The organism is Novosphingobium sp. IK01, from assembly GCF_033242265.1.
Lineage (GTDB): Bacteria > Pseudomonadota > Alphaproteobacteria > Sphingomonadales > Sphingomonadaceae > Novosphingobium > Novosphingobium pituita.
In genome coordinates, this window is record NZ_BTFW01000001.1 from 2332269 (window position 1) to 2357293 (window position 25025).

A 25025-nucleotide genomic window follows, 5' to 3' on the forward strand; every position below is an offset into this window, starting at 1 on the left:
TAGCAAAGGACCGGCCTTGGCCATTCTCTCCGACAAGTGGATCCGCGAACAGGCCCTCACGCAGGGCATAATCGAGCCCTTCGTGGAAAACCAGCGGCGCGATGGCTGCATCAGCTATGGCCTGTCCTCGTATGGCTACGACGCGCGCGTGGCCGACGAGTTCAAGATCTTCACCAACGTCGATTCGGCGGTGGTCGACCCCAAGGATTTCGACAGCAATTCCTTCGTCGACCGCAAGACCGATGTCTGCGTGATCCCGCCCAACTCGTTCGCACTGGCGCGCACGGTCGAATATTTCCGTGTCCCGCGCGACGTGCTGGTGATCTGCCTTGGCAAGTCGACGTATGCGCGCTGCGGGATCATCGTGAACGTGACCCCGCTCGAACCGGGCTGGGAAGGCCACGTCACCCTCGAATTCTCGAACACGACGCCGCTGCCCGCGCGCATCTATGCCAACGAGGGCGCGTGCCAGTTCCTGTTCCTGCAAGGCAACGAGCCGTGCGAGACCAGCTATGCCGACCGCGCGGGCAAGTACATGGGCCAGCGGGGGGTCACGCTTCCCCGGTTGTAAGTCGGTAAACTGCTTCCGATCTGGCGGGAGCGGCGCCGGGGCTCTTGTGAGGGCCAAGGGCCGCGGGCACTCTGCCGCCCATGGTCGCGCTCGTTGCCACGGTTGCCTATCTCGGTCTCGAAGCCCGCAGTGTCGAGGTGCAGTGCCAGGTGGCGCCGGGCCTGCCCTCGTTCCGGGTCGTCGGCCTGCCCGACAAGGCCGTGGGCGAAAGCCGGGAGCGGGTCCATGCCGCGCTCGCCGCGCTGGGCCTGAGCCTTCCGCCCAAGCGGATCACGGTCAACCTCTCCCCCGCCGACCTGCCCAAGGAAGGCGCGCATTACGATCTGCCCATCGCGCTCGCCCTGCTCGCGGCCATGGGGATCGTCGACCGCGAGACGGTCGGGGACTATCTGGCCGTCGGTGAACTCGCGCTCGACGGGCGGATCATCGCCAGCCCCGGTGTCCTGCTCGCCGCGCTTCACGCGGCCTCATGCGGCAAAGGGCTGATCTGCCCGGTGGCGCAAGGGCCCGAGGCGCGCTGGGCGCCGGGCATCGACGTGATCGCCGCGCCCGACCTGATCAGCCTGCTCAACCATCTCAAGGGCACCCAGGCCCTCGCCCCGCCCCAGCCCGGACAGGCCCGCCCGCCCCTCCGGCAGGCCGACCTGCGGCAGGTCAAGGGGCAGGAAACCGCCAAGCGCGCGCTCGAAATCGCGGCGGCCGGCGGGCACAATCTCCTGCTGGTCGGCCCGCCCGGCGCCGGCAAATCGCTGATGGCCTCGTGCCTGCCGGGCATCCTGCCCGACCTCACGCCGAGCGAGGCGCTCGAAGCCTCGCTGGTGGCCTCGGTCGCGGGGATGCTGGAGGACGGGCAGATCAGCCGCGCGCGGCCCTATCGCAGCCCGCACCATTCGGCCTCGATGGCCGCGCTCACCGGCGGGGGCCTGCGCGTGCGCCCCGGCGAGGTCAGCCTCGCGCATCTGGGCGTGCTGTTCCTCGACGAACTGCCCGAATTCCAGCGCGGCGCGCTCGATTCGCTGCGCCAGCCGCTCGAAACAGGCGAAGTGACCGTCGCGCGGGCCAATGCCCATGTGACGTTCCCCGCGCGGGTCCAGCTGATCGCGGCGATGAACCCGTGCCGCTGCGGCCATCTGGGCGATCCGGCGCTGGGATGCAGCCGCGCGCCCAAATGCGCCGCCGACTACCAGTCGCGCATTTCCGGCCCCCTGCTCGACCGGATCGACCTTCATGTCGAGGTAGACCCGGTTTCCGCCGCCGACCTTGCCCTGCCGCCGCCCGCCGAAGGCTCGGACGAAGTGGCCGCCCGCGTCGCCGCCGCACGCCAGCGCCAGACCACCCGGCTCGAAGGCACCGGGCGGCGCAACAACGCCGAACTCGACGGCAACCTGCTCGACCGCCACGCCACGCCCGACGCGCCAGGCCAGCAATTGCTGCTCAAGGCCGCCGAGGCGATGCGCCTGTCCGCGCGCGGCTATACCCGCATCCTGCGCGTGGCCCGGACCGTGGCCGATCTGGCCGGTGCCGATCAGGTCGGCCGGGTCCATGTGGCCGAAGCCCTCGGCTATCGCCGCATGCCCCCGCGCGCCTGATTTTCCCGCTCATTCGGGGACGAGCGGACGGCCTTCGAGGCGGGCGACAGCGTGGCGGACGACCTTGTCGAGGGCTTCCTGGCTGAAGAACCCGCCCGGAATCAGGCACCGTTCGATCAGCACGCGGCGGAAGGCGGCGAAGGTGTCCGCATCCGGGGCGACCGGGTTGCCCCAGAAGGCGTCGATGCCGTCCTGACAGGTGAGATCGGGCACGTCGTAGACCGCATGGCCCAGCACCACCACCGGCACCCCGGCGGCCAGCGCGAACGTGCCGCTCGTGCTGTTGACCGTGACCATGCCCAGACTGCCGCGCGTGACCGGCACGATGTCGCCCATGGCGAGGTAATCGACCCGGTCGGCCACGCCAAACCGCGCGGCAAGGTCGGCCACTTCCTGTTCCCAGTTGCGCACGCCGTTGTCGAGCGGGTGCTCCTTGACCACCAGCCGCGTGCCCGCCGGGGCATGGGCGGCAAACGAGGCGATCACCAGATGGATCGCGGGCAGCATCCCGGCAAAGGGCGAATGCAGGCGGATCTGCGCGTCGGAATCGAGCTGGAGCGGGAAGATGAAATAGCGCGCATCCTCGCGCGTGAGGCGTTCGAGCAAGGAGCCCGCAGCCGCCTCGCGCGCCTTGCGCGCACGCAGCTTGCGCCACCAGCCCAGCCCCTCGACCACCGGATGCCACGGGCGGTGGTTGCTCCAGCCCGGATAGCGCCAGCGGGTGAGCACGTCGGCGGCGTTGTAGGCAAGGCCTTCGAGCGCGCGGCGGCGGAACGAGGAGGGCACTTGCGCATGGGGCGGCACCCGGGGCAGCGCGGCGGCGGTCTGCCGGAACCATTCCGGATCGCGCGGCAGCGACGAGTGGCCATTGACCCCGCCCAGTTCGAGCGTCACCCAGTCGGGGCGGATATAGCCTTCATCGAAGACATGGACCGGCACGCCAGCCTCGCGGCACAGGCGAATCGCGGGCGCATGATGATCGCGGCAATCGCCGAACAGCACCACGTCGGTGATCCCCTTCTCGGCGAGCAGGCGCGCGAAGAAGGCGGGCCACTGCGCCAGCGTGCCGCGATACTCGATCCCGCCCGGCAGGCGCCAGAACGCGCGGTCCCCCCCGTTGAAGTTGACCTTGTAGACCTTGTGCCCGTCGTTCAGCAGTTCCTGCCCCAGACGGCGGAACAACGGCCCCATCAGGCCTTGCAGAAGCAGAACGGTGCGTGGGCCGGAAAGGATGGCGGGTTGGCCAGCAAGCTGGGGGGACGGTTCGGACATCGACAAAGAAAGGCGCGCTCCCACGCGTTGGACGGTGTTTCAGGGCGTTAGTCGGGCAGGCCCGCACGGGCAAGAGCGCTGCGAGATGACAAGCACGAGCCGCCCCGTTATTGAGCCGGGCACTATCGGACCAGGCCCCCCTGCCCACAAGCCCCGCCCACAAACCCTGCCCACAGACAAGGCTGCAACGTCACGGTGACTTTCAACGGATCGACAGGAACGGCCACCCTGCTGGGCGCATGGGCAGGGGTCTGGCTGATCGACGCGCTGATCCGTCCGCGCGCGCGCCGTTTTCCGATGCTGCCCATGGTGCGCCGCCTGCCCATGCTGCGTAGCCTGCCCGGACTGGCGCTGCTCGCCGCGATGGCCAGCGCGCTCTATGGCGGGTTTCTCGCGCTGACCGGCAATGGCGCAGTAGCCATGGCCCTGACGCTGGCCTTGCAGGGCCTGTTCGCGGTCGCTTCCAATGCCAAGCATGCGATGCTGGGCGAACCGCTGCTGTTCTCCGATCTGGCACTGGTGGGCGCGCTGTTCCGCCATCCCCAGTTCTATCTGTCGGCGGTGCGGGTCTGGCAGCGGGTGGCGGTGGGGCTGGCCGCGCTGGTGCTGGTCGGGGCGATTGCCTGGCTGTCCCGTGCCGATCCTGCCGCCCATCTGGCAGGCCTGATCCTGCTGGCAGGCGGGCTCGCGGCGCTCAGGCTGGCGCGGGGGTGGAGCCGGTCGGCGGCCTGCTCCCTCGCGCGGGTGCCCGATGCGGCCGGGGATGTGCGCGCGCTGGGCCTGATCCCGACGATCCTGCTCTATTGGTGGCGCTGGCAGGACGAGGCCGATCCGGCCCCCTGCCCGCTTCCCCCGCGCGCGGCGCCCGCCACGCCGCCCGAGCTTGTCGTCGTGATCCAGTGCGAGAGCTTTGCCGATCCGCGCGACCTGTTCGGCGCCCGCGGAGAAGCCCTGCCCGCTCTCGAAGCCGCCCGCACGGCAGCCTTCCAGTGGGGCAACCTCGAAGTCAGCGGTTTTGGCGCCTATACCATGCGCACCGAATATGGCGTGCTGTTCGGGCGCGAGGAGGAAGCGCTCGGCTTTCGCCGCTACGACCCGTTCCTCACCGCGCTGGGCGAGGCCAGCTATGCCCTGCCCGCGCGGCTGCCCGGCTGGCACGCGCGGTTCGTCCACCCGCACGACATGCGCTTTTACGGGCGCGACGCGATCATGCCCGCAGGCGGCTTTGCCGAACTGGTCGGCGAAGAGCACTTCGCGCCGCCGGGGCCCGGCGAAGGCCGTTACGTGACCGATGCGGCGATGACCGAAGTGATCCTCGATCTGGCCGCCCGCACGCCCGGCCCCGATCTGCTGCCCGGCCTGCTGTATGCCGTCACCATCGAGAACCACGGTCCCTGGGCACCCGATGCCCGTGGCGGGGGCAAGCCCGATCTGGTCGAAGGCTACATGCGGCTGGTCCGCCATGGCGACGCGATGCTGGCCGCCTTGCGCGAGGGGCTGGCCGCACTGCGCCGTCCGGCCTTGCTGGTCTTCTTCGGCGACCATCGCCCGAGCATTCCGGGCGCGAGTGTGCCCCCGCCCGAAGGGGCGCAAGGCCGCCGCCACACGCCCTACGTCATGCTGCGGATCGGCGCCGACGGGCAGACCATCACGGGCGAAAACCGCCGGGTGGACCTGAGCCCGGCGGGGCTGCACCATGCCGTGCTCGATGCCGTGCTGGGGCCAGTACCGGGACCAGCGCCGGGACCAGCGCCGGAGCCCGCCCCCGGCATGGAATAAAGCCCTTCGGGCGCGGCCTGCCTCTTGCGTCCACTTTGACACAATCGGCTACATGCTTGCAGCGGGCGATTATTTTCCGGACACGGGATCGAAACATCGCCACGGGATTTTCCCCATGAGTCTCTCCTCGCTTCGGCAAGGATGACCCGGCACACTTGACACACTCTCGGCACATACGCGGCACAGGGCTTATTCATGCAGGGTTCGGGTCTCATGGGGCACATTTCATCGCGCCTGTTCAAACGGGCCTTTCTGTCAGGGTCTTTTCGGCTTGACAGGAATGGCTCACTCCTGTCCGAAGTGATGCCAATGCAACAACCGGTTTCCGATACGCAACGCATCAGGCTGTTCAAAAATGAACTCCTGGAAAAGCTTACCTTGCTCTCCCCGCGTGTCTTCGCGGCGGTTTGGGGTGTTCTTTTGCCGCTGATCGCGTGGACGGGATGGACTTACACCGGCGCCCCCGTCCTGCACGGGGGACAGGAAATGATCCACTTCGGATGGACCGTCCTGGGCTCCGTCGTGCTGGGCCTGGCCTTCTGGACGCTGTTCGAATATGCGATGCACCGTTTCCTGTTCCACTGGGAAACGAACATTCCGCCGGCCCGGTGGCTCGTCTACCTGATGCACGGCAACCACCATGAAAGCCCCAACGACCCCTTGCGCGGGCTGATGCCGTTTTCGGTGAGCCTGCCGGTGGGCGGGCTGATCTGGCTGGCCTGCGTGGCGACGATGGGGCCGATGGGCACCTGGCCGTTCCTGGGCTTCATGATGGGCTACGTGATGTACGACAGCCTGCATTTCGCCTGCCATCAATGGCCGATGCGCGGGCCTGTGGGGCTGATGTTCAAGCGCCACCACATGCGCCACCACCACATCAACGAACACGCCAACTATGCGATCTCGGCGCTGTTCTGGGACCGCGTGTTCGCCACGCGGATCGTTTCGCTCAAGCAGGAAGAAACGAAAGAGTAGGCACGTGAGCTGGCAGAAGACGGTCAATGCGCGGGGCTGGAAAGTCCCCTTCATCAACAAGTCGCTGTTCCAGATCGGCAAGGAACTGCGCCCGAAGATCGATGCGGTGATCATGCGCAATTCGCTGATCCCCGATGCGGCGGTGCAGGACAAGGCCTTCTTCCCCTGGATCGCCGAGCTTGAGCGCCACTGGGAAGCCATCCGCGACGAGGCGCTGGCGCTGCAACCGGGCCGGGACATCCCCTCGCTGGGCGATATCTCGTTCGACCATGGCCGCATCGCCGCCGACCGCCGCTGGCGCACATTTTTCCTCAAGGGCTATGGCTATCGCATGGCGGGCAACGCCGCCCGCGCGCCGATCACCGCCGCGCTGATCGAGAAAGTCCCCGGCCTCGTCACTGCCAATTTCTCGGTCATGGAAGCCGGCGGCCACATCCCGCGCCACTGGGGCATGACCAAGGGCATGCTGACCTATCACCTCGCCCTGCGCGCGCCGCGCGACACCGAAAAGGCGCGCATGCACCTCGAGGAAGGCGAGACTCTTCACGTCCTCCACTGGGAAGACGGCAAATCGTTCCTGTTCGACGACATGTTCAACCACGAAGTCTGGAACGAGAGCGAGGACGACCGGTACATCCTGCTCATCCAGATCAAGCGCCCGTGCCGCTTCATGGGCAACCTGATCCAGACGATCTTTCTGGGCGCGGTGCGCCATTCGCGCTTCGTGACCGACATCCGCAAGGCGATCGACCGCGAAGCCAAAGTCCGCGAAGCCAAGGTCCGCGAATCTGGGGCCCGCAAGGCCGGAACCCCGCAACCGACCTGAGAGCCCTCCCCATCGGCTCAGGCCTTGCGCATATCCTCGATAGCCCCGGCAACGATGGCGATGTGCTCGGCCCAGCTCGGGTTGTGCCAGCCCGGCAGGCGGGCCAGTTGCGCCCGATGGAGCGGCCCGCGCGTGGCATGGTCGAGGATCGCCGCGCGCCAGCCCGGCCCGTCAAGCGGGTCGAGATAGTCGGGCACGTCCTCGCCCACCTCGCGCAAGGCGGGCAGGTCGCTCGACAGGACGGGGGTTCCCACCGACAGCGCCTCGGCCACGGGCATGCCATAGCCTTCGGCGAACGAGGGCATCAGCAGCGCGCGTGCCCCGCGCAGCAGCGCCGAAAGACGCGCATCGGGGCAGCCGTTCAGCTCCTCGACATGGCCGACCAGCGCCGGGCAGCGTTCGAGCATGTCGACGATCTGCTCGTTCTCCCAGCCCCGCCGCCCGATCACGACCAGACGCGGAACCTCGTGCGCGGGCAAAGTCTCGGCCAGATGGCGCCAGAGATGGAGCAGCAGCAGGTGGTTCTTGCGCGGCTCGATCGTGCCCAGGCAGACGAAATAGGGGCGCCCGTCCGCGCCCGGTTCGGGCTCGGCCGGGGGCAGTTCCTCGGTGCCGAGCAGGGCGACATGAACCGGCGTTCCCGGCGTCAGCCAGGGCGCCAGCGCCCGGCCCGTCGCCGCCGAATTGACGATGGCGCCCCCCCCGCTTGCCTCGCAGGCCGATGCCACGGCCTCCATCCGCAACCGGTGGAGCGCCGCACCCGAAGGCCGCGCATATTCGGGAAATTCGATGGGGATCAGATCGTGGACGAGGCACAGGAACCGCGCGTTTTCGCGCGCAAGGATGCGGCGGACGAGCGCCCCCTTGGTCAGGTGATGGGGCGAGGCCTGAACATAGATGGCAGACCCGTTCCCGATCCCCTCCCCAATCCCCTTGCGCGTGGGCCAGAGCGCCAGCAGTTGCGGCAGGACCGAGAGCAGCGAGCGCCGCGCAGGCGCATCCTCGTGGCTGGCCCAGCGGCGTTCCAGTTCGTCGAGATAGGCCAGCGCCGCCGCGCGCGGCACCCGGCCATAGCCGCCCAGCGGATGGACCGCAACAAAGGCCAGAGCGTCGCCATAGCGGGCCAGCAGCCCGCGCGCATAGGCCATTTCGACCCGGTCCACCCCCGAAGGCGTGGCATGGCGAATCCGCGAGATCAGGCGGGAGATATCGAGAATGACGGTCATCGGAACAGTTTCATCAGCTTGCCCTGCCAGCGGCGCAGCGGCGCCACCCAGGCAAGGCGGTTGATCGAGGCGGCATCGCTGCGCGCGCCGACCATGCGCGCAATCAGCACTTCGGGCGGGCAGGGAAGGCCCGTCACCGGGTCGAGATAGCGCGGATAGCAGATCAGCACCCCGGCCACGAGCGCATCGAGGCAAAGCATGCGCCCCCGCCGCGCAGGCACCGGGCCAAGGTCGCGCGTGAGGCCCCACCCTGCGTAGAACGGGGTGCCATGGCAGACCACCTCGCGCCCGCGCATCAGCGCCTCGAACCCGGTCAGCGAGGTGAGCACATGCACCGCATCGACCGCATCGAGCAGCGGCGCCATGCCCCCGCCGCGCACGATCCGGTCGGCATGGGCGAGGATCGCCGCATCGGGAACTTTGCCCTTGCGGTGCCCGGCATCGACATCGGGATGGGGCCGGAACCAGATTTCCGCCTCGGGTTCGAGCGCGCGGGCACGACGCACCAGTTCGAGGTTCGAGGTCAGCCCCCCGCCCCCGGCGCGCACCGACATGTCGTCTTCCACCTGCCCCGGCACCAGCACGAGCCGCTTGCCCGCCCTGCGCTCAGGCACGGTGGCCCCGGTATCGGCGGCATATTTGCTGATTCCCGCCGCCACGATGGCCGCGCGCAAGGCCGCCGCCCGCGCCAGCAGGCTTGCGGGCATGTCCCCATGGGCGAGCAGCGTTTCCAGATCGCTGGCCCCGCGCGGATCGAAATGGATGCCGCTGGCATCGACCACGACCGAAGAGGGCGGCACGAGATCGACCCCGAGCCCGACCGAGCGGACAAACCCGTCCTCCACGCGCACGAGCGGCACCCCCGCTGCGTCGGCTTCCGCAATCAATTGTGGCGACACCCGCGAGGGCCAGACCGCAAGGCTTCCCCCCGCCTTGCGCGCGATGGCCAAGGCGCGTGCGGGCCGCCGCGCAAAGGCCAAAGGCCGCCCCGGATGCCAGAGAAACCGCGCGATTTCGGGCCGCTTCCACCAGGCCATGCCACAAGCCACGGCAATCGACCGATTCGCATCGAGCGTCGTGCGCCAGAGACCCAGCAGGGCAATCGTTTGCAAAAGCCCCGCCTGCTCGCCGGTAAACGGATCGCGCCACGTCGCCCGCCCCAGCGCCCCGGCCACCCGCGCATCGAGCGCCGCCCCGTCTTCGCCGGGCAGGCCGAACCGTCCGGGAGAGAGAACCTCCACCAGCACCCCCGCCACCCGCGCAAGGGCCACCCATTCATCGTCGCCATGCGCCCGCAACAGCCCCGCGCCGGGCAGGGCCGACCAGGGATCAACATCCCCCAGCCACTGCCCGTCGACGCAGACCCGCTCGCCCGTCTTCCCCCGCTCGACCCGCTCGGGCGCTCGCGCCAGCCCTGCCGGATCGGTCCAGAACCGCCCGCCGATGCGCGCCTCGCGGATCGCCGCGAAAACCGCCTCGGGCGCCAAAGCCTCGCCTGACACAGGCCCTTGTGGCCCGTTCACCCCGGCATCCGCCCAGGGAAACGGCGGCGCGCGCAACAAGGGCTCGAACGCCGCCATCAGGGCCGCTCCCCCCAGCAGGCCAGCCGCAAGCCACCCGGTTCCGGCACGATCACGCCAAACCCGCCCGTCGGCAGCTTCATCCCCGCCTGCGCCTCCAGACCCGCCGCGAGCAGTGCAAACCGCGCCGCACCATTGCTGGTCACCAGCAAAACCGGCCCGTCGTCCCCGCGAGGCTCCTCGAACAGCGCCCGCCACCCGGCCAACCGCGCGGGCGCATCGACCTCCCACCCGGACGGGGGCAGCCCCCGCTCGTCCCAGTCGGCCAGCGCCTGCGCGCCGATCCGGGCCAGCACGGCCTCCTCGGTGGCGTTCTCGTCGGGTCCGTGGTCGATCTCGCGCAGCCAGTCGCAAGGCTGGGCCGCGGGCGTTCCGGGCAGGTGATCGGCAATCGCCTGCGCCGTCTCGCGCGTGCGCCGCAAGGGCGAGACGAGAACCCGCGCAAAGGCCCAGCCCCGCGCGGCAAAATGCGCGCCCAGCGCCGCGCCCTGCGCGCGCCCTTTGGCGGTCAGCGGAAGATCGGTGCGTGCACCGATCCGGCGCGGCGGCTCGCCGCTTTCAAAGGTATTGCCATGGCGCACGATCACAAACATCGGCCCAGCGCCTATCAGGCCGGGAACGGATCGCCTAGCCGGGCAATGGTCGCTTCGGCCAGCGCGAGATCGGCGGGGGTATCGATCCCGCTCATCGCGTGGCTCGGCGGATCGATGGGCAGCGTGGCAATTGCGCGCCCGGCCTCAAGAAAGCGCAACTGTTCAAGCCCTTCGAGCGCCTCATACCGGCCCATCGGCGCAGCGCCGAACCATTCGAGCGCCTCCATCCGATAGCCATAGAGCCCCAGATGCTGCCATACCGGCGAAAGCGGCGCGGCCTTGCGCAAGGCGTCCTCGTCGCGCAGCGCGGGCACGATCACCTTGGAAAACCACAGCGCCCGGCCATCTTCCGCGCGCAGGCAGGTCGTCCCGCTGAACGGCGCGGCCTGCTTGTGCGCACGCAAGGCATCGAGCCTTGCCCAGTCGAGCGGATAGACCGGGGTCGCCACATCGGCCTGCCCTTCGCGCAAGACCGCGATCAGCCCGGCCACCACCGCAGGCGGCACGAACGGCGCATCGCCCTGAAGGTTGATGACCAGCCCCGGCCTCTCCGCCTGCGCCAGCGCCGCCGCACAAGCCCGCGACGAGCCCGAATTGCAGTTTTCGGGCGTCATCACCGCCTGCACGCCGATGGCCTGCGCATGATCGGCGATCCTTGCGTCGTCGGTCGCCACGACCACCGCGCAGTTTCCCGCCTGAGCGGCCGCCACCCGCGCCACGGCCACGACCCGTTCGAGCAAGCTGCGCCCGGCAATTGGCAGCAGTGGCTTGCCCGGCAGCCGGGTCGAGCCATAGCGCGCGGGAACAACGATCAGGTCAGGGGGCATGGGCAGATCAGGGGGCATGGGTATGGACCTATGGAAGAACAAGGATACCGCAGGGGCCATCGCCCCTGCACCCCATTAGCTTTGGACAGGGCAGTGCCTCTGGCCAGGCCGGGCATGACAGCCTGTCTTTCAGACCACTCCGGCGCGCACGATGTCGTGCATGTGGACGATACCTGCCAGTTTGCCATCCTGTTCGACGAACAGCACAGAGACCGCGTTTTCGTTGAGCACCCGCAAGGCATCGGAGGCGAGCGTTTCAGGCTCGACCGTGATCGGGTTGGACGACATATGCGCGCCAACCGCATCGTTGAGGTCGTGCACCGCGATGCAGCGGCGCAAATCGCCATCGGTAAAGGCGCCCAGCAGGCGATCCTCCCCATCGACGACAGCCGTGCAGCCATAGCGCTTGCGGCTCATCTCCAGCGTCGCCGCGCTGAGCGAGGACGTGGCCTCCACCCGCGGGATCGCCTCGCCCAGCCCCATGATTTCGCCCACGGTGGTCAATTGCGCGCCCAGCTTGCCACCGGGATGGAACACCCGGAAGTCCGAAGGCGAAAACCCGCGGGCCTCGATCAGCGCAACCGCGAGCGCATCGCCCAGCACCAGTTGCAGCGTCGTCGACGATGTGGGCGCCAGTTCGTTCGGACAAGCCTCGCGCACAGGGGGCATCGACAGGCAGATATCCGCCGCGCGGCCCGCCGTGCTGTCAGGGTGCGAAGTGGCGACAATCAGCGTCACGCCATAGTGATTGCAGTAGTGGAGGATGTCCCCCAGTTCAGCCGTCTCGCCCGACCAGGTGATCGCCAGCACGACATCCTGCTTGGTAATCACACCCAGGTCGCCATGGCTGGCCTCGCCAGGATGGAGATAGAGCGCCGAAGTGCCCGTCGAACGCATCGTCGCGGCGATCTTGCGCGCGATATGCCCGCTCTTGCCCATGCCGGTCACGATCACGCGCCCGCGCGTATTGGCCAGAGCCTCGATCGCGCGATCAACCTCGCGCCCAAGGTCCGTCGTCTCGAGCGAAAGCCGCAGCGCCGCCAGGGCATCGAGTTCAATATCAAGGGTCTTGAGCGCCGACAGGGAATGCCGCGTCCGGGGGGAAACGCTTTTCATTCAGGCTCCACTGTTATCCCATGCAAAAACTTGCAAGACAATTTGCCGCCATCCCGGTGCGACCCGACCGCCGCCGCCTTCCCGAAACCGGGAAAAGACCGAAACCGGAAAAGGTTGCCACACGACCGCTTCACCGCCAAGAGAACCACGCCGGACCGATCTGCCCGAGCGATCAGCCGGACCGAACGGGTTCACCGCTTGTTACCCAAGCGTTGAACAATTCGCGATTGCCCATTTGGTTCCACGATCTCATCAGGTTTTTCCATGATCCTTTGCGGCCACACGACCACCCCCACGTCCCGGCTCTTCGCGATTGCCGGGCCCTGCGTCATCGAGAGCGAGGCCCTCACCCTCTCTGTTGCCGAAACCCTGGGACAGATCGCCCGCCGCCTTGGGATAACGCTGATCTTCAAAAGTTCCTTCGACAAGGCCAACCGCAGCTCGGACAAGTCGTTTCGCGGCCTTGGCATGGATGAAGGCCTGCGCATCCTCGAAAAGGTCCGCGCCGAAACGGGCCTGCCCGTGCTGACCGACGTGCACGAGGCCAGCCAGGCCGAAGCCGTCGCGCAAGTGGTCGATGTCCTCCAGACGCCCGCCTTCCTCGCCCGGCAGACCGATTTCATCGCCGCCGTTGCCGCCACGGGCAAGCCGGTGAACATCAAGAAGGCCCAGTTCATGGCCCCGGCCGACATGAAGCAGGTCGTCGCCAAGGCCCGCAACGCCGCGCAGGCCGCCGGCCACGATCCCGATGCCTTCCTGCTGTGCGAACGGGGCACCTCGTTCGGCTACAACACGCTGGTTTCCGACATGCGCGGCCTGGCGATCATGGCCGAGACCGGCTGCCCGGTGGTCTTCGACGCAACCCATTCCGTCCAGCAACCCGGCGGCCTTGGCGAACGCTCGGGCGGCCAGCGCGAATACGTCCCCCTGCTCGCCCGCGCCGCCGTCGCCGCGGGCGTCGCAGGCGTCTTCATGGAAACCCATCCCGACCCCGACCAGGCCCTGTCCGACGGCCCCAACGCCCTCCCCCTCGCCCAGTTCGAAGCCCTCTGGACCAAACTCCTGGCCATCGATGCTGCCGTTAAGAGCTGAGCAGCAACCCGATTTGATGACCGTACGAAACACTGGGACGCAAGTCGAACAGGTGTAGTGCGGGCTGGACGCTTATCGAGAGGATAGCTAGAAGCCCGCTGTGCTGCAGGTAGCCCACTTCGCAGCAGATCGTGGTACGACATATCATTTCAAAGCAAGGAATTATAAATTCCTACACCCTTGAGATGAAGCGAATCCGAAACCAGCAACACGGGCACTTAGAGCGTGACGAACAATGATCAATACCGTACTAGATAAGGTTAAATCCGGAGGCCCGATTTTCTGGATCACGGTACTGATCCCAACTTTCCTTTCAGCCTTGTACTTCGGCCTTTTTGCGTCAGATGTGTACATTTCAGAATCGGAATTCATCGTCCGCAGTCCAGACAAGCCTGCTCAATCCGGCTTGGGCATACTCCTCAAAAGCAGCGGCTTTGCCAATGCTGGCGATGAGATCTACGCTGCACAGAACTACCTGCTGTCCCGTGACGCCCTGCAAGCCCTCAACGTTCATGACGATTTTGCAAAATCATACGGGAATAATTCGGTTTCAGTGTTTGATCGCTACAACGCGGCCGGATTTTCTGGTACATTTGAAGATCTTTACAAATATTATAGCAAAAAAGTTGAGGTTGATCACGACAGCACGTCTTCTATCGTTACCCTGACTGTTCGCGCCTATACACCACGTGATGCCCGTCGGTTTAACGAACATCTTCTTGAAATGGCGGAGGAGACAGTCAACAAGTTGAATGAGCGCGGCCGTCAGGATTTAATCCGCTTTGCCCAAGCCGAGGTCAACGAAGCTCGCAAAAAATCTCAAGACGCCGCACTCGCATTGTCCAACTACCGCAACCAACAAGGCATTGTAGACCCCGAGAAGCAAGCCACCATTCAATTGCAGATGATCTCGAAATTACAAGATGATCTGATCGTGACACGCACACAACTACGTGAATTGCGCACATTTGCACCTGAAAACCCCCAAATTCCAGCTCTCGAAGCTCGCGCAAAGGGTATTGCAGCAGAGATCGATGAGGCCACAGGCCTCGTCGCCGGTGGACGCGGTTCGCTATCCACCCAAGCTGCACAGTATCAGCGCCTGCAACTCGACAACCAGTTTGCCGAACGCCAGTTGGCCAGCGCCATGACCTCACTGGAGGATGCTCGAAACGAAGCCCGCCGCAAGCAGGCCTATGTCGAACGGATCGTCGAGCCCAACGCTCCGGACTCCGCTCTCGAACCGCGCCGCCTGCGCGGAATCTTCACGACATTCGTGCTGGGTCTTGCCGCCTGGGGGATTCTGAGCATGCTGCTTGCCGGAATGTTGGAACACAAGGACTGAGGCGGAAGGACCCCGCGATGGCATCTACCATCCCTCGAACCTCGCTGGCCTCGCGCCTTGCCGCTTTGAACCGCAGTGCAGGCATCCAATGGCGGGTCATCCACGCACTACTCATGCGCGAGATACTGACCCGCTACGGACGCCACAATATCGGCTTCCTGTGGTTGTTCGTCGAACCAATGCTGTTCACAACCGGGGTGACAACAATCTGGTCGCTCACCAAGGCAGTCCATGGCTCTAACCTGCCGATCGTTGCCTTCGCGTTGACCGGCTATTCTGCGGTCCTCCTCTGGCGCAACATGCCATCGCGCTGCATCGGCGCAATCGAGCCAAATTTGTCGCTGATGTTTCACCGCAATGTGCGCGTGATCGACATCTTCCTGGCGCGCCTGATCCTCGAAGCAGGCGGAGCGACTATCTCGTTTGTTACACTAAGCATTTTCTACATCTATATTGGATGGCTAGAACCACCCCAGAATATGCTCACCATCGTCGAAGGCTGGCTTCTGATCGCATGGTTCGGATCAAGTCTGGCCATCTTCCTGGGGGCCCTTGCTGAAAAAACCGAGTTGGTCGACAAGATCTGGCACCCTATGTCCTATCTTGCCTTCCCGCTCTCAGGAGCAGGCTTCATGGTTGATGCCCTGCCTGCTGCGGCTCAAAAATACATTTTATTCGTCCCGATGGTCAACGGCGTAGAACTGGTCCGCGAAGGGTACTTCGGCACCCAAGTTCATGCCCGCTACGATCTCCCTTACATGGTGGGATGCTGCGTTTTCTTTACCATTCTGGCCCTGGCACAAGTCGCGGTCGCCAATCGCGAGATTACACCGGAATGATACGCCTAGACCACGTCAACAAAACCTACCCCACCCGCGATGGAAGTCGGGTAATCCTCAACGACATCTCTTTCGAACTCGGCAGAGGGGAAAAACTGGGCATCCTGGGTCGTAACGGCGCAGGCAAGTCCACCTTGGTGCGCCTGGTGAGCGGGGCCGAACGACCGACATCCGGTGAGATCAACCGCATGATGTCAGTCTCGTGGCCCCTAGCATTTGGCGGAGCGTTTCAGAACACCCTGACAGGTCTTGATAATGTGCGCTTCATAAGCCGCATCTACCGCCAGCATGCCAAGGACAATATCGACTTCGTTTACGAATTTACAGAACTGGGCGCATACTTGCGCGAACCGGTTCGGAATTACTCGTCAGGCATGCGCGCACGTTTGGCATTCGCTATATCTATGATTATCGAATTCGATTGCTATCTTATCGATGAAATCACTGCTGTTGGCGATGCGAAATTCTACGAAAAATGCGAAATTGAATTATTCGAAAGACGCCGTGACCGTGCAATGCTTATTATCTCTCATGATCTAGACTATGTACGCAAACACTGCCAGCGCTTTGCCGTCCTCAACGATGGAAATCTCGTATTCTATCCTGATTTCGACCAAGCCCATGAAGCCCATTTGCACAATCTTCACATCGGTGAAGGCTGAATAGACCGCCCCACGCCCTTAGCCCACGCCTTCCTTCGCTCCTTTTCGGCCAGCACCCCATGCGGACATTTTTTGAACTTCTTCCTCATCGGATCGCTCGAGCATTGCATTCTCGAACTTGGAGCATAGTACGCACCCGCTTAGGGCGCATATCAAGTGCACAACGAAGGCAAGCTGGCGAGAAGGCCCCTTCTCAGCGCCCTCGCCTCTACATCGATCTCGCCGTAATCAGTCAAAACGATGCCGGAACCGGCATCCAACGCGTCGTGCGAGCGCTTGCGCTTGCATTGCTTGAAGCACCGGGGCGGTGGGACGTCCGCATCGTTTCGGCCCGGCGCAAGCGCAGCTATCATCACATCGCCTGGCCGATGCCCGATCCGACGATTGCCCCCCAAGACATGCGCGCGCGGCCTGGCGATGTATTCCTTGGTCTTGACTATTCCCTTGATGCCATACGGCGGCATCGGCGCCAGTTGGCCCGCTTCCGGCGTGATGGGGGAAGATTGTGGTTTCTGGTTCACGATCTTCTGCCGCTAAACCGACCCGAATGGTTCTCACAAAACACTATCCTGCGTTATCGCGCCTGGATAGCGATCCTTTCACGCGTGGCCGACGGGTTCCTGTGCAATTCACGCCAGACTGACGACGATCTGCGCGAGGCCCTGACCCGCTTCCACGGCCTGTCGACAGGCTATCGCACTCAAATTCTGCCCATGGGCTATGTCCTTGCCGATGGGGGCGGCACGAACGATACCACGCGCCCGACACATGCCCGTTTCGACATGAGCACTCCCTTTGCTCTGATGGTGGGCACACTGGAGCCACGCAAAGGCCATGAGGATGTGCTGCACGCCTATGACGTCCTCTGGCGGGAAGGACATTCTGGCCGCCTCGTTCTGGTAGGGCGCTTGGGCTGGCAGGTAGATGCCCTGCGCGAAGAAATCCTCAACCACCCTGAGTATGGCCGTAAACTGTTCTGGTTCAACGACGTTGATGACCCTGAACTGGTGCAAATCTACGATGCCTGCACCGGCATGATCATCGCGTCTCATGCGGAAGGTTTCGGCCTGCCACTTATAGAGGCCCTCGGCCGTGGCAAGCCGGTTCTGGCACGTGATCTTCCCATCTTTCGCATCCACGAAGGCAATGGAATCCGTTTCTTCCCTGCCTCCGCCACTCCCGAAGCACTTGCTGTCGCAGTGCGTCATTGGATCGATGAAGCCCAAGCCGGACTCATTGCCGTGTCACGGCCTGAAAGTGACTGGGGAGACGCTGCACGCTTGTTGCTCCAAGCCCTTGAGCCTTGCGCAGCATGAGCAAGGCTGCGGGATCTATGCCTGCTCGCACTGGCCCAAGACGAATCCTGATCTGTACCAATGCCTACCCCCCCAATTTCGTCGGCGGGGCTGAGTTGATGGCGCACGAGCAAGCACTGGCCCTCACCCGCCTGGGCTATGTGGTTCATGTTTTTGCAGGCGACCCGGATGCCCCGCGTGAACGGTATTCCCGCCATGACGATGTCTACGAAGGCATTCGCATCCACCGAATTGCGCTCACCCCTGAAGACTACAGTCCCGAATATCTCAATTTTCTACACCCTGCCGTCGAAGCCCATTTTTGCTCGATTCTCACCGATTTCGAACCCGATATCGTACATTGCCACAACCTCATGGGCCTGTCGGCCAAACTTCCGCTTTTCGCCCGGCAGCAAGGAGCTGGCATAGTATGCACGTTGCATGATTTCTGGGGTTTCTGTCTGCGCAATACAGCAATGCGCAGCAATGCAAGTGCTTGCACGAACATCGCCGAATGCCAAATCTGCCTACCGCGTATCCACGATGGCTCCAAACGCAGCATTCCGATGAAAGCCCGGAAGGATTTCCTAGCCTTAGCTCTGGCCCAAATCGACTGTTTCATCGCCCCGAGCCATTTTGTCGCACGTCGCTACAGTGAAGCCGGATTTCCCAAAGAGCGCATCACCGTAATCCGAAACGGGATTGCCGTTAATCGCTTCAGCCACCCTCGCATGGCACCCTCGACGCACTCCGCGCACGCCTTACGCATCACGTTTGCCGGCCACTTCGGCGCCCACAAAGGCGTGGCTACCCTGATCGAGGCCCTCGCCCTGACATCGAACACAGTCCTGCAACTGGTGGGCACAGGCCCAGAGCAAAAAGTCTATGCCGAACGGATCACCACGCTAGGGCTGGAAAATCGAGTTCAGTTTCTTGGTAAAGTTGCCCCCGCAGACATGCCTGGCATTTATGCCTGCAGCGATCTGGTCATACTTCCTTCCATATGGCCTGAGAACCAACCCGTGTGTCTTATGGAAGCGATGGCAGCCGGGGTGCCGGTGGTTGCTTCGCGCCTGGGCGGCATTCCCGAACTGATTGAGCATGGTGTCAATGGCCTACTGTTTTCAGCAGGCGATGCGCATGACCTTGCGAAACAGATCACTCGGATGGCCCTGGAACCAGCCTTCCGGCAAGCCGCTGGCAAGGCCGGAAAACAGCGTGTAGCCATGCACGACCATGACCGACAGGCCTTGCTCCTCACGGCCATCTATGATCGCATCTCCGCACCGCTGCACCTTGACCAGAACAACGAAGGACGGCGCGACATCGCCATTGAGCGTGACATTTACTTCATCACCGGCTCCAAGCGTCGCCACAATGCTTCATCCCGAGCCTCCACCACCAAAATTCTTGCCTCCCCAGCCAACAATGAGCGCTATTGCATCCCTGCCTCATGGCTTGCCGGATGCATTGTCGCGGTACGCGGCATCGTACCGACCGGCAGATTTGGAAACGTATTGGCGATGGTCAAACCTGATCCAAGCCTGCGGCTCCCACATTGGCTAACCCGCTTTCTGGTCCGCCGCCGCCCGAGCGGGCAAGCCCCGCCATCAGGGACGTTTTCTTGATCTGCCCTCCCCGTTGCGGCATAGCCGTCCCCGATTGTGTTGACACCCGTTTCCCGCCTTATGTAGTTAGCTGAAACTATCATGAAAAACGTGTTATTCCGGTCTCGAATGACAGGCGCCGCCTGCATTGCCATGACGCTTTCGGCTTGCGCCGCCATGCCAGCCAGCGGTCCGAGTTCCCGCATCATCAAAAACGAGATGTCAGACAAGGCCAAGGCAGCAGGCTCGATCATCGAAGTTGTCGATGTCACTGGCCCGGTGACCCGGCAAATTCTGGCTGCGGATCACCCTGCTCTGTTTTCTCGTGACTTGGGCGAAGGACATGCCATCGGCTCTTCGATAGGCAAAGGCGACGTACTCGATATTGCCATCTGGGAGGCCCCTCCTGCCGCCCTGTTCGGCTCGGCAGGCGGGGATCCACGACTGACATCGTCTGGTTCGACCGCGCGTGGCACCACTATGCCCGAACAGATGGTCGACAGCGATGGCCGGATCACGGTACCCTTTGCTGGCCGAATTCTGGCTGCCGGACATACCCCGCAAGAAATTTCACATGACATTGCTACGCGCTTGATGGGGAAGGCACACCAACCCCAGGTCATCGTTCGCTTAGTACGCAATGCAGCAGCCACCGTAACGGTCGTTGGTGATGTTCCGGCCAGCACGCGCTTTCCTCTAACCGCGAAGGGTGAACGCGTACTCGATGCTCTGGCTGGCGCTGGCGGGGTTCGTCAACCTGTAAACAAAGTCACCATCCAGATCACGCGCGGCCAATCTACTTCATCAATGCCCCTCGAAACAGTGATCCGCGCCCCTCGCCAGAACGTGATCCTGCAACCCGATGACGTGATGACAGTGCTATTCCAGCCCTTCAGTTTCGTAGCGCTGGGCGCGACAGGCAAGAATGAGGAAATCCCGCTGGAAGCCACCGGTGTCAATCTGACGCAGGCTTTGGGGCGCGTAGCCGGTCTGCAGGATTCCCGTGCCGATGTGCGAGGTGTCTTCATATTCCGATTTGAAGATCCGGCGGCACTTTTACCTGAACTACGTTCCACGGCAAAACTGACCCCTGATGGCAAAGTGCCGGTTGTATATCGCGTAAACATGAAGGATCCAGCCACATTCTTCATCGCCCAGAACTTCCAGATTCATAACAAGGACGTTCTCTACGTTTCGAACGCACCTTTGGCCGATTTTCAGAAGTTCGTGAACGTCATATACTCAACAATTCTTCCCGCTGCCACAACTGCCGCTGCAACGCAATAAATCGGGGCATTGAGGTGGTCCCGCTTCCTTGGACAGGTTTGCGGCAAAATTAAGCTGAAACCGGTGTCGTCATGCCGCGAGTTTGGTCATCAGATCATGGGGGGCATGCACCCCATGATCTGATGCGCCGATCGTGTCCCACGGGGTGGTGTAGCTGGGTTTGAGGTGGTCACCGTGATTTTCGGATAGGTTTGGGTTGCGAAGCTCGAACCTGACGGAAGGAACCACGATGACCGATCCGATGATGGACCTGCGTTCGCTGGTCGAGAAGAGCCCTGACGCGGATATTTTGCGGGACATGATCTCGTTTGCCGCCGAGCGGCTGATGGAGATGGAAGTGGGCAACCTGACCGGCGCTGGCTATGGTGAGAAGTCCAGCGCAACGGCCACCGTGAGCGTGACTGGCAGACCCGCGCCGGCACGGTCGAACTGCGTATCCCGAAGCTGCGCAAAGGCAGCTATTTCCCCGGCTTCCTGGAACCCCGTCGGATGGCGGAACGGGCGCTGACCGCGGTGATCCAGGAAGCCTATATCCAGGGCATCTCGACGCGCTCGGTCGATGATCTGGTCAAGGCGCTGGGGATGGATGGCATCTCCAAGAGCCAAGTCAGCCGGCTGTGCGAGGAGATCGACGAGCGCGTCCACACCTTCCTCGATCGCCCGATCGAGGGCGACTGGCCCTACCTGTGGATCAACGCCACCTACGTGAAGGTGCGCCAGAACGGGCGGATCGTGTCGGTGGCGGTGATCGTGGCGGTCGGCGTCAACAGCGACGGCCGCCGTGAAGTCCTCGGCATGGACATCGGCCCCTCGGAGGCAGAACCCTTCTGGACCGCCTTCCTGCGCAAGCTGACACGCCGGGGGCTGCGCGGCGTGAAGCTGGTCATCTCCGATGCGCACGAAGGCATCAAGGCGGCCGTCTCCAAACTACTGTGCGCCACATGGCGACGCTGCCGCGTCCACTTCATGCGCAACGCGCTGGCCCATGCCGGCAAGAGCGGCCGGCGCGTCGTCTCCGCATTCATCGCCACCGCGTTTGCCCAGGAGACGCCTGAAGCAGCAAGCCGGCAGTGGCGCTCCGTGGCCGATCAGGTGCGCCCCAAACTGCCCAAGCTGGCGACCCTGATGGACGATGCCAAGCCCGACGTGCTGGCCTACATGACCTTCCCCAGAGAACACCGCGCCAAACTGCACAGCACCAACCCCATCGAGCGGCTGAATGGAGAGATCAAGCGCAGGACCGAGGTTGTCGGCATCTTTCCCAACGAGGCCGCCATCACTCGCCTGATCGGTGCCATCCTCATGGAGCAGTCCGACGAATGGGCCGTCCAGCGTGCCCGCTACATGACGCTTGAAACAATGGCGCCGGTGAGCGACAATCCCATCGTCATGCTCTCGGCTGTGACCGGCACATGACCGGCTCAGACTGATGCCGAATTGAGCGGGGGACGCCCCAGCTACACCACCCCGTGGGACACGATCTTCGCCACGCGCCTCCACTCGCTGCGATGTAGAGGATCGCGTTGATCACCTCGCGCATGTCGGTCGTCCGGCGCCGGCCGCCATGCTTGGCTGGCGGCACAAACCGCGCCACCAATTCCCATTCCCGGTCCATCATATCCGATGGATATCACAGCCCCGCCCGGCTATGTTCGCGCCGAGCGATATCAGTCCATGCCATTGTTCACACCATCTCGTCGCAAAGACGGTGTGAATCACAATATACTGGCATCACTCAACAACTTTCGGATCGGGCTCTAAGGCTCATTCATCGCGATGCCCCATCAACCTGGCAACACGACCAAGGCCGGACGGCTATGATCGCGGCTTGCAACACCACAGGGCGATGGCCTAAAGCCGGAGTCCAGATGATTGCTGGGTAAACATTGTCGATGACAGGAAGCAACTTCATGGCGCCTATGGCCGAACGGACTTGGGATCAAGCAGATGGGGAGGCTTTCCGGACATGGCTGCTAGGGCCAGCGGCGTCGCTTTGGCTGGAGCGTGGCGTTGATCGCACCGCAGGTGGATATTTCGATCAGTTAACATTTGACAGTGCGAAAAATTCATCTGATTTCAAGCGATTGCGTGTATGTGCACGGCAAATTTTCGTATTTTCACAGCTTGCGGAAGCAGGTGTGACGGGTGCGCGCGAGGCTGTTTTGCACGGGCTTGATTTTTTGTTCGGACGTCTGCGCCATCCAGATGGCGGCTTCATTCGCTCGACGACGCTCACTGGCGCACCGCTCGATACCACCCGCGATCTTTATGATCACGCTTTCGTCATCTTCGCTTTGGCAGCGGCTGATCGATTGACGGGCGATGGCGGGATGCTGACCGAGGCTTGTGCGGTCCTCGATCTGATCGAGGACCGCATGGCGCATCCTGCGGGGGGCTATGCCGAAGGGTTGCCGCCGCAGCAGCCCCGACGACAAAATCCGCACATGCATCTGCTCGAGGCTTGTTTGGCGTGGCTCACCCGCGTTGATAACTCGCATTTCTCGCGTGTTGCACATGAGTTGATTGGTCTGTTCGCGCGCAAATTTTTGGACAAGTCAAGCTTCATGCTGTTCGAGTTTTTTGAAGATGACTTATCTCTGCATCACGATGCGGATACGCGGGTTTTTGAGCCAGGCCATCATTTTGAGTGGGTCTGGCTGTTAGGGAAGGCGCGTCGATCAGGTCTTGATGTGTCGGGGGCAGGGCTGGAGGTCGCGCGCGCCTTGGCTGCCACGGCACAGGCCTTTGGCTTTGCCCAGGAGACTGGCTTGCCATTTGGCACGGTTCGCGCCGATGGCAGCGTGGCTGACGGGACGTGCCGCATTTGGGTGGTCACGGAGTGGCTCCGCGCTTGCCTCGATGAGCCAGCAAGTGGTTGTGGTTCGGCAAAACACGCGTTTGCCCAACTGAGACGGTTTACCGACGTGCCAGTCAAGGGGCTGTGGCACGAGCGCTGTGATGCTAGATCGGGCCAGTTTTCTAATGAATCCGTGCCCGCCAGCTCGCTCTATCACATCGTATCGGCGCTAGCTCCGGTGATCGGGACGGAGACTTCTTGTGCGGGTAATAAGGTGGCTGGCGCATGCTTGATGTAAATTTCGACCTGATCTCCGGCGCGCGCGTTGCGATTGTCGGTGATCTGATGCTTGACGTCTACCTCACCGGTGCCATCGAGCGCATTTCTCCCGAAGCGCCAGTTCCAGTTGTCCGCGCCCGCGATGAACGACACGTTCCCGGCGGCGGCGCTAACGTTGTGGCCAACGTACTTGCATTCGGAGCGGAAGTGGCGGTGGTTGGCGTCATTGGCGCCGACGGCGATGATCTGCGCGAAGCGCTCCGTTCACGAGGTCTTACGGACCAGACGGGCCTTGTAGTCGACCCGTCGCGCCGCACAATCCGCAAGCAGCGCATCATGGCTGGCCAACAAGTCGTCCGCATTGATTTCGAGGATCTACACCCCCTCGACGCAGCTATTGAGCAGGAGGTGATTGCGCGGGCTTGCGCTGCCGTGGCGGGCGCTGATATTTTAGTGCTCTCCGACTACGGCAAGGGCGTGCTCAACGATGCCGTGCTGTCGGCGGTGATTGCTTGCGCCAATGCCGAAGGCAAGCCGGTCATAGTCGATCCCAAGCGCCGTGATCTGTCGGCCTATCGCGGGGCGAGCGTGCTGACGCCCAACCGTGCCGAAGTGGTTGCCGCGACCGGCCTACCTTGCGAATCGGACGCGCAAGCCCATCATGCGGTCGCCGCAGTACAAGCGGCGTCGGGTGCGGCGGTGCTGTTGACCCGGTCTGAAAAGGGCATGTCGTACTATCCTGTCGAAGGCGACATCCTACACGTGCCGGCGCGCGCGCGCGAGGTTTTCGATGTGTCCGGGGCGGGCGACACAGTGGTGGCCGCCTTGGCGGTCATGTTGGCTTGCGGCGCGACGGTTGATGATGCGATTTGCTTCGCCAACGATGCCGCGGGGTTGGTGGTGGGCAAAGTGGGGACCGCCACGGTGTCGGTTTCCGAAGTTATGGAGGCAAATGCTCTCGCACACGCTCATCCCGGCCGTGACGGTGCGTTGGTGGCGCGCGCAACGGCGGTGGAGGCGTGTCGTCGGTGGCAGGCGCAAGGACTGAAGGTGGGATTCGCGAATGGTTGCTTCGATCTGGTTCACCCCGGTCATATCTCGCTGATCCATCAGGCCAGCGCCGCCTGTGACCGATTGGTAATGGCTCTCAACAGCGATGCCTCGGTCCGTCGACTGAAGGGAGCAACCCGGCCCGTACAGGACGAAGTTGCCCGAGCGCAGGTGATTGGGGCATTCAAGGGAGTCGATCTGGTGGTGCTGTTCGACGAGGATACACCGCAGGACCTGATCAAGGCATTGGAGCCCGATGTCCTGATCAAAGGCGCAGACTATACCGTGGACACTGTCGTCGGCGCTGATTGTGTGATCGCCCGTGGCGGTCGTGTGCTGCTCGCCGACCTGACGCCGGGTCAATCGTCGTCGCGACTGATCGAGCGGATGGCGGAAACCGCCGATCATGTCTGATGAT

The 25025-nt window shown here is 63.5% G+C and carries 20 protein-coding genes and 2 pseudogenes; 15 read left to right on the top strand and 7 right to left on the bottom strand.

The annotated features are described in order from the left end of the window. Positions 1-16 precede the first annotated feature (16 nt). Both dcd and SBI20_RS10755 read left to right on the top strand, forming a co-directional pair. Positions 17-571 carry a dCTP deaminase gene (gene dcd / locus SBI20_RS10750; protein ID WP_317975026.1) on the top strand — a complete coding sequence of 185 codons (555 nt, stop codon included), beginning with the start codon at positions 17-19 and terminating at the stop codon, positions 569-571. An 80-nt stretch (positions 572-651) separates the two neighbouring features. Further along, positions 652-2160, top strand: coding sequence for a YifB family Mg chelatase-like AAA ATPase (locus SBI20_RS10755; RefSeq protein WP_317975027.1), 1509 nt, complete (start codon positions 652-654; stop codon positions 2158-2160). 9 nt (positions 2161-2169) lie between these two features. Here SBI20_RS10755 and SBI20_RS10760 read toward each other — a convergent pair whose 3' ends face one another. Further along, positions 2170-3351, bottom strand: a complete 1182-nt coding sequence (locus SBI20_RS10760; RefSeq protein ID WP_317975028.1) for a capsule biosynthesis protein — start codon at positions 3349-3351, stop codon at positions 2170-2172. 276 nt (positions 3352-3627) lie between these two features. On the opposite strand from SBI20_RS10760, the gene SBI20_RS10765 reads away from it, so the two are divergent. The 3 genes from SBI20_RS10765 to SBI20_RS10775 all read left to right on the top strand — a co-directional run bounded on the left by SBI20_RS10765 (position 3628) and on the right by SBI20_RS10775 (position 7012). Then, on the top strand, positions 3628-5211 hold the full coding sequence (locus tag SBI20_RS10765; RefSeq protein WP_317975029.1) for an LTA synthase family protein: 1584 nt from the start codon (positions 3628-3630) through the stop codon (positions 5209-5211). Between the two features lie 486 nt (positions 5212-5697). After that, the gene (locus SBI20_RS10770; protein ID WP_317975030.1) at positions 5698-6186 is read left to right on the top strand and encodes a sterol desaturase family protein; all 489 of its coding nucleotides are present in this window, start codon (positions 5698-5700) and stop codon (positions 6184-6186) included. 4 nt (positions 6187-6190) lie between these two features. After that, the gene (locus tag SBI20_RS10775) at positions 6191-7012 is read left to right on the top strand and encodes an aspartyl/asparaginyl beta-hydroxylase domain-containing protein (RefSeq protein ID WP_317975031.1); all 822 of its coding nucleotides are present in this window, start codon (positions 6191-6193) and stop codon (positions 7010-7012) included. 17 nt (positions 7013-7029) lie between these two features. Here the strand turns inward: SBI20_RS10775 and SBI20_RS10780 are convergent, their stop codons facing one another. From SBI20_RS10780 to SBI20_RS10800, 5 genes are all read right to left on the bottom strand, one after another. After that, complete coding sequence (locus SBI20_RS10780; protein WP_317975032.1) at positions 7030-8238, bottom strand: glycosyltransferase family 4 protein; 1209 nt, start codon at positions 8236-8238, stop codon at positions 7030-7032. Next, a complete protein-coding gene (locus SBI20_RS10785; protein WP_317975033.1) occupies positions 8235-9818 on the bottom strand; it encodes a capsular polysaccharide export protein, LipB/KpsS family in 1584 nt (527 codons plus the stop codon). The genes SBI20_RS10780 and SBI20_RS10785 overlap by 4 nt, the downstream gene beginning before the upstream one ends. After that, positions 9818-10411, bottom strand: coding sequence for a histidine phosphatase family protein (locus SBI20_RS10790; RefSeq protein WP_317975034.1), 594 nt, complete (start codon positions 10409-10411; stop codon positions 9818-9820). Before SBI20_RS10790 ends, SBI20_RS10785 begins: the two co-directional genes overlap by 1 nt. 14 nt (positions 10412-10425) lie before the next feature. Beyond that, positions 10426-11256 carry a 3-deoxy-manno-octulosonate cytidylyltransferase gene (locus SBI20_RS10795; protein ID WP_317975035.1) on the bottom strand — a complete coding sequence of 277 codons (831 nt, stop codon included), beginning with the start codon at positions 11254-11256 and terminating at the stop codon, positions 10426-10428. Between the two features lie 111 nt (positions 11257-11367). Then, the gene (locus tag SBI20_RS10800; protein WP_317975036.1) at positions 11368-12354 is read right to left on the bottom strand and encodes a KpsF/GutQ family sugar-phosphate isomerase; all 987 of its coding nucleotides are present in this window, start codon (positions 12352-12354) and stop codon (positions 11368-11370) included. A gap of 264 nt (positions 12355-12618) precedes the next feature. Here SBI20_RS10800 and kdsA point away from each other — a divergent pair, with 264 nt between their 5' ends. The 8 genes and pseudogenes from kdsA (at position 12619) to SBI20_RS10840 (ending at position 21897) form a co-directional block, all read left to right on the top strand. Then, positions 12619-13446 (top strand): 3-deoxy-8-phosphooctulonate synthase, encoded by an 828-nt coding sequence (gene kdsA / locus SBI20_RS10805; RefSeq protein ID WP_317975037.1) that lies wholly within the window; start codon positions 12619-12621, stop codon positions 13444-13446. Between the two features lie 235 nt (positions 13447-13681). Beyond that, positions 13682-14791, top strand: a complete 1110-nt coding sequence (locus SBI20_RS10810) for a hypothetical protein (RefSeq protein WP_317975038.1) — start codon at positions 13682-13684, stop codon at positions 14789-14791. A gap of 17 nt (positions 14792-14808) precedes the next feature. Continuing rightward, positions 14809-15630: an ABC transporter permease gene (locus SBI20_RS10815; protein ID WP_317975039.1), complete on the top strand. Its 822-nt coding sequence runs from the start codon at positions 14809-14811 to the stop codon at positions 15628-15630. Next, positions 15627-16292: an ABC transporter ATP-binding protein gene (locus tag SBI20_RS10820; protein ID WP_317975040.1), complete on the top strand. Its 666-nt coding sequence runs from the start codon at positions 15627-15629 to the stop codon at positions 16290-16292. The genes SBI20_RS10815 and SBI20_RS10820 overlap by 4 nt, the downstream gene beginning before the upstream one ends. Positions 16293-16351: 59 nt before the next feature. Next, on the top strand, positions 16352-17608 hold the full coding sequence (locus SBI20_RS10825; protein ID WP_317975041.1) for a glycosyltransferase: 1257 nt from the start codon (positions 16352-16354) through the stop codon (positions 17606-17608). A gap of 17 nt (positions 17609-17625) precedes the next feature. Continuing rightward, positions 17626-19215, top strand: coding sequence for a glycosyltransferase family 4 protein (locus SBI20_RS10830; protein WP_317975042.1), 1590 nt, complete (start codon positions 17626-17628; stop codon positions 19213-19215). Between the two features lie 81 nt (positions 19216-19296). Further along, positions 19297-20481, top strand: a complete 1185-nt coding sequence (locus tag SBI20_RS10835; RefSeq protein WP_317975043.1) for a polysaccharide biosynthesis/export family protein — start codon at positions 19297-19299, stop codon at positions 20479-20481. A gap of 229 nt (positions 20482-20710) precedes the next feature. After that, positions 20711-21897: pseudogene (locus SBI20_RS10840) on the top strand (IS256 family transposase). Here SBI20_RS10840 and SBI20_RS10845 read toward each other — a convergent pair. Further along, positions 21869-22162, bottom strand: a pseudogene (locus SBI20_RS10845) (transposase). The pseudogenes SBI20_RS10840 and SBI20_RS10845 sit on opposite strands and share 29 nt — an antisense overlap. A 229-nt stretch (positions 22163-22391) precedes the next feature. Between SBI20_RS10845 and SBI20_RS10850 the strand changes: the two are divergent. Both SBI20_RS10850 and rfaE1 read left to right on the top strand, forming a co-directional pair. Further along, positions 22392-23576 carry an AGE family epimerase/isomerase gene (locus SBI20_RS10850; protein WP_317975045.1) on the top strand — a complete coding sequence of 395 codons (1185 nt, stop codon included), beginning with the start codon at positions 22392-22394 and terminating at the stop codon, positions 23574-23576. Next, on the top strand, positions 23564-25021 hold the full coding sequence (rfaE1, locus tag SBI20_RS10855; protein WP_317975046.1) for a D-glycero-beta-D-manno-heptose-7-phosphate kinase: 1458 nt from the start codon (positions 23564-23566) through the stop codon (positions 25019-25021). Before SBI20_RS10850 ends, rfaE1 begins: the two co-directional genes overlap by 13 nt. The last annotated feature ends 4 nt before the right edge of the window (positions 25022-25025 follow it).

Excerpts from the sequence above, each read along its gene's own strand:
- SBI20_RS10800 (WP_317975036.1), bottom strand. The coding sequence starts at position 12,354 with ATGAAAAGCGTTTCCCCCCGGACGCGGCATTCCCTGTCGGCGCTCAAG.
- SBI20_RS10835 (WP_317975043.1), top strand. The coding sequence starts at position 19,297 with ATGAAAAACGTGTTATTCCGGTCTCGAATGACAGGCGCCGCCTGCATT.
- SBI20_RS10850 (WP_317975045.1), top strand. The coding sequence starts at position 22,392 with ATGGCGCCTATGGCCGAACGGACTTGGGATCAAGCAGATGGGGAGGCT.
- kdsA (WP_317975037.1), top strand. The coding sequence starts at position 12,619 with ATGATCCTTTGCGGCCACACGACCACCCCCACGTCCCGGCTCTTCGCG.
- SBI20_RS10790 (WP_317975034.1), bottom strand. The coding sequence starts at position 10,411 with ATGTTTGTGATCGTGCGCCATGGCAATACCTTTGAAAGCGGCGAGCCG.
- SBI20_RS10755 (WP_317975027.1), top strand. The coding sequence starts at position 652 with ATGGTCGCGCTCGTTGCCACGGTTGCCTATCTCGGTCTCGAAGCCCGC.
- SBI20_RS10795 (WP_317975035.1), bottom strand. The coding sequence starts at position 11,256 with ATGCCCCCTGATCTGCCCATGCCCCCTGACCTGATCGTTGTTCCCGCG.
- SBI20_RS10830 (WP_317975042.1), top strand. The coding sequence starts at position 17,626 with ATGCCTGCTCGCACTGGCCCAAGACGAATCCTGATCTGTACCAATGCC.
- SBI20_RS10760 (WP_317975028.1), bottom strand. The coding sequence starts at position 3,351 with ATGGGGCCGTTGTTCCGCCGTCTGGGGCAGGAACTGCTGAACGACGGG.
- SBI20_RS10770 (WP_317975030.1), top strand. The coding sequence starts at position 5,698 with ATGATCCACTTCGGATGGACCGTCCTGGGCTCCGTCGTGCTGGGCCTG.
- SBI20_RS10785 (WP_317975033.1), bottom strand. The coding sequence starts at position 9,818 with ATGGCGGCGTTCGAGCCCTTGTTGCGCGCGCCGCCGTTTCCCTGGGCG.
- SBI20_RS10780 (WP_317975032.1), bottom strand. The coding sequence starts at position 8,238 with ATGACCGTCATTCTCGATATCTCCCGCCTGATCTCGCGGATTCGCCAT.
- SBI20_RS10820 (WP_317975040.1), top strand. The coding sequence starts at position 15,627 with ATGATACGCCTAGACCACGTCAACAAAACCTACCCCACCCGCGATGGA.
- SBI20_RS10810 (WP_317975038.1), top strand. The coding sequence starts at position 13,682 with ATGATCAATACCGTACTAGATAAGGTTAAATCCGGAGGCCCGATTTTC.
- rfaE1 (WP_317975046.1), top strand. The coding sequence starts at position 23,564 with ATGCTTGATGTAAATTTCGACCTGATCTCCGGCGCGCGCGTTGCGATT.
- SBI20_RS10815 (WP_317975039.1), top strand. The coding sequence starts at position 14,809 with ATGGCATCTACCATCCCTCGAACCTCGCTGGCCTCGCGCCTTGCCGCT.
- SBI20_RS10825 (WP_317975041.1), top strand. The coding sequence starts at position 16,352 with ATGCGGACATTTTTTGAACTTCTTCCTCATCGGATCGCTCGAGCATTG.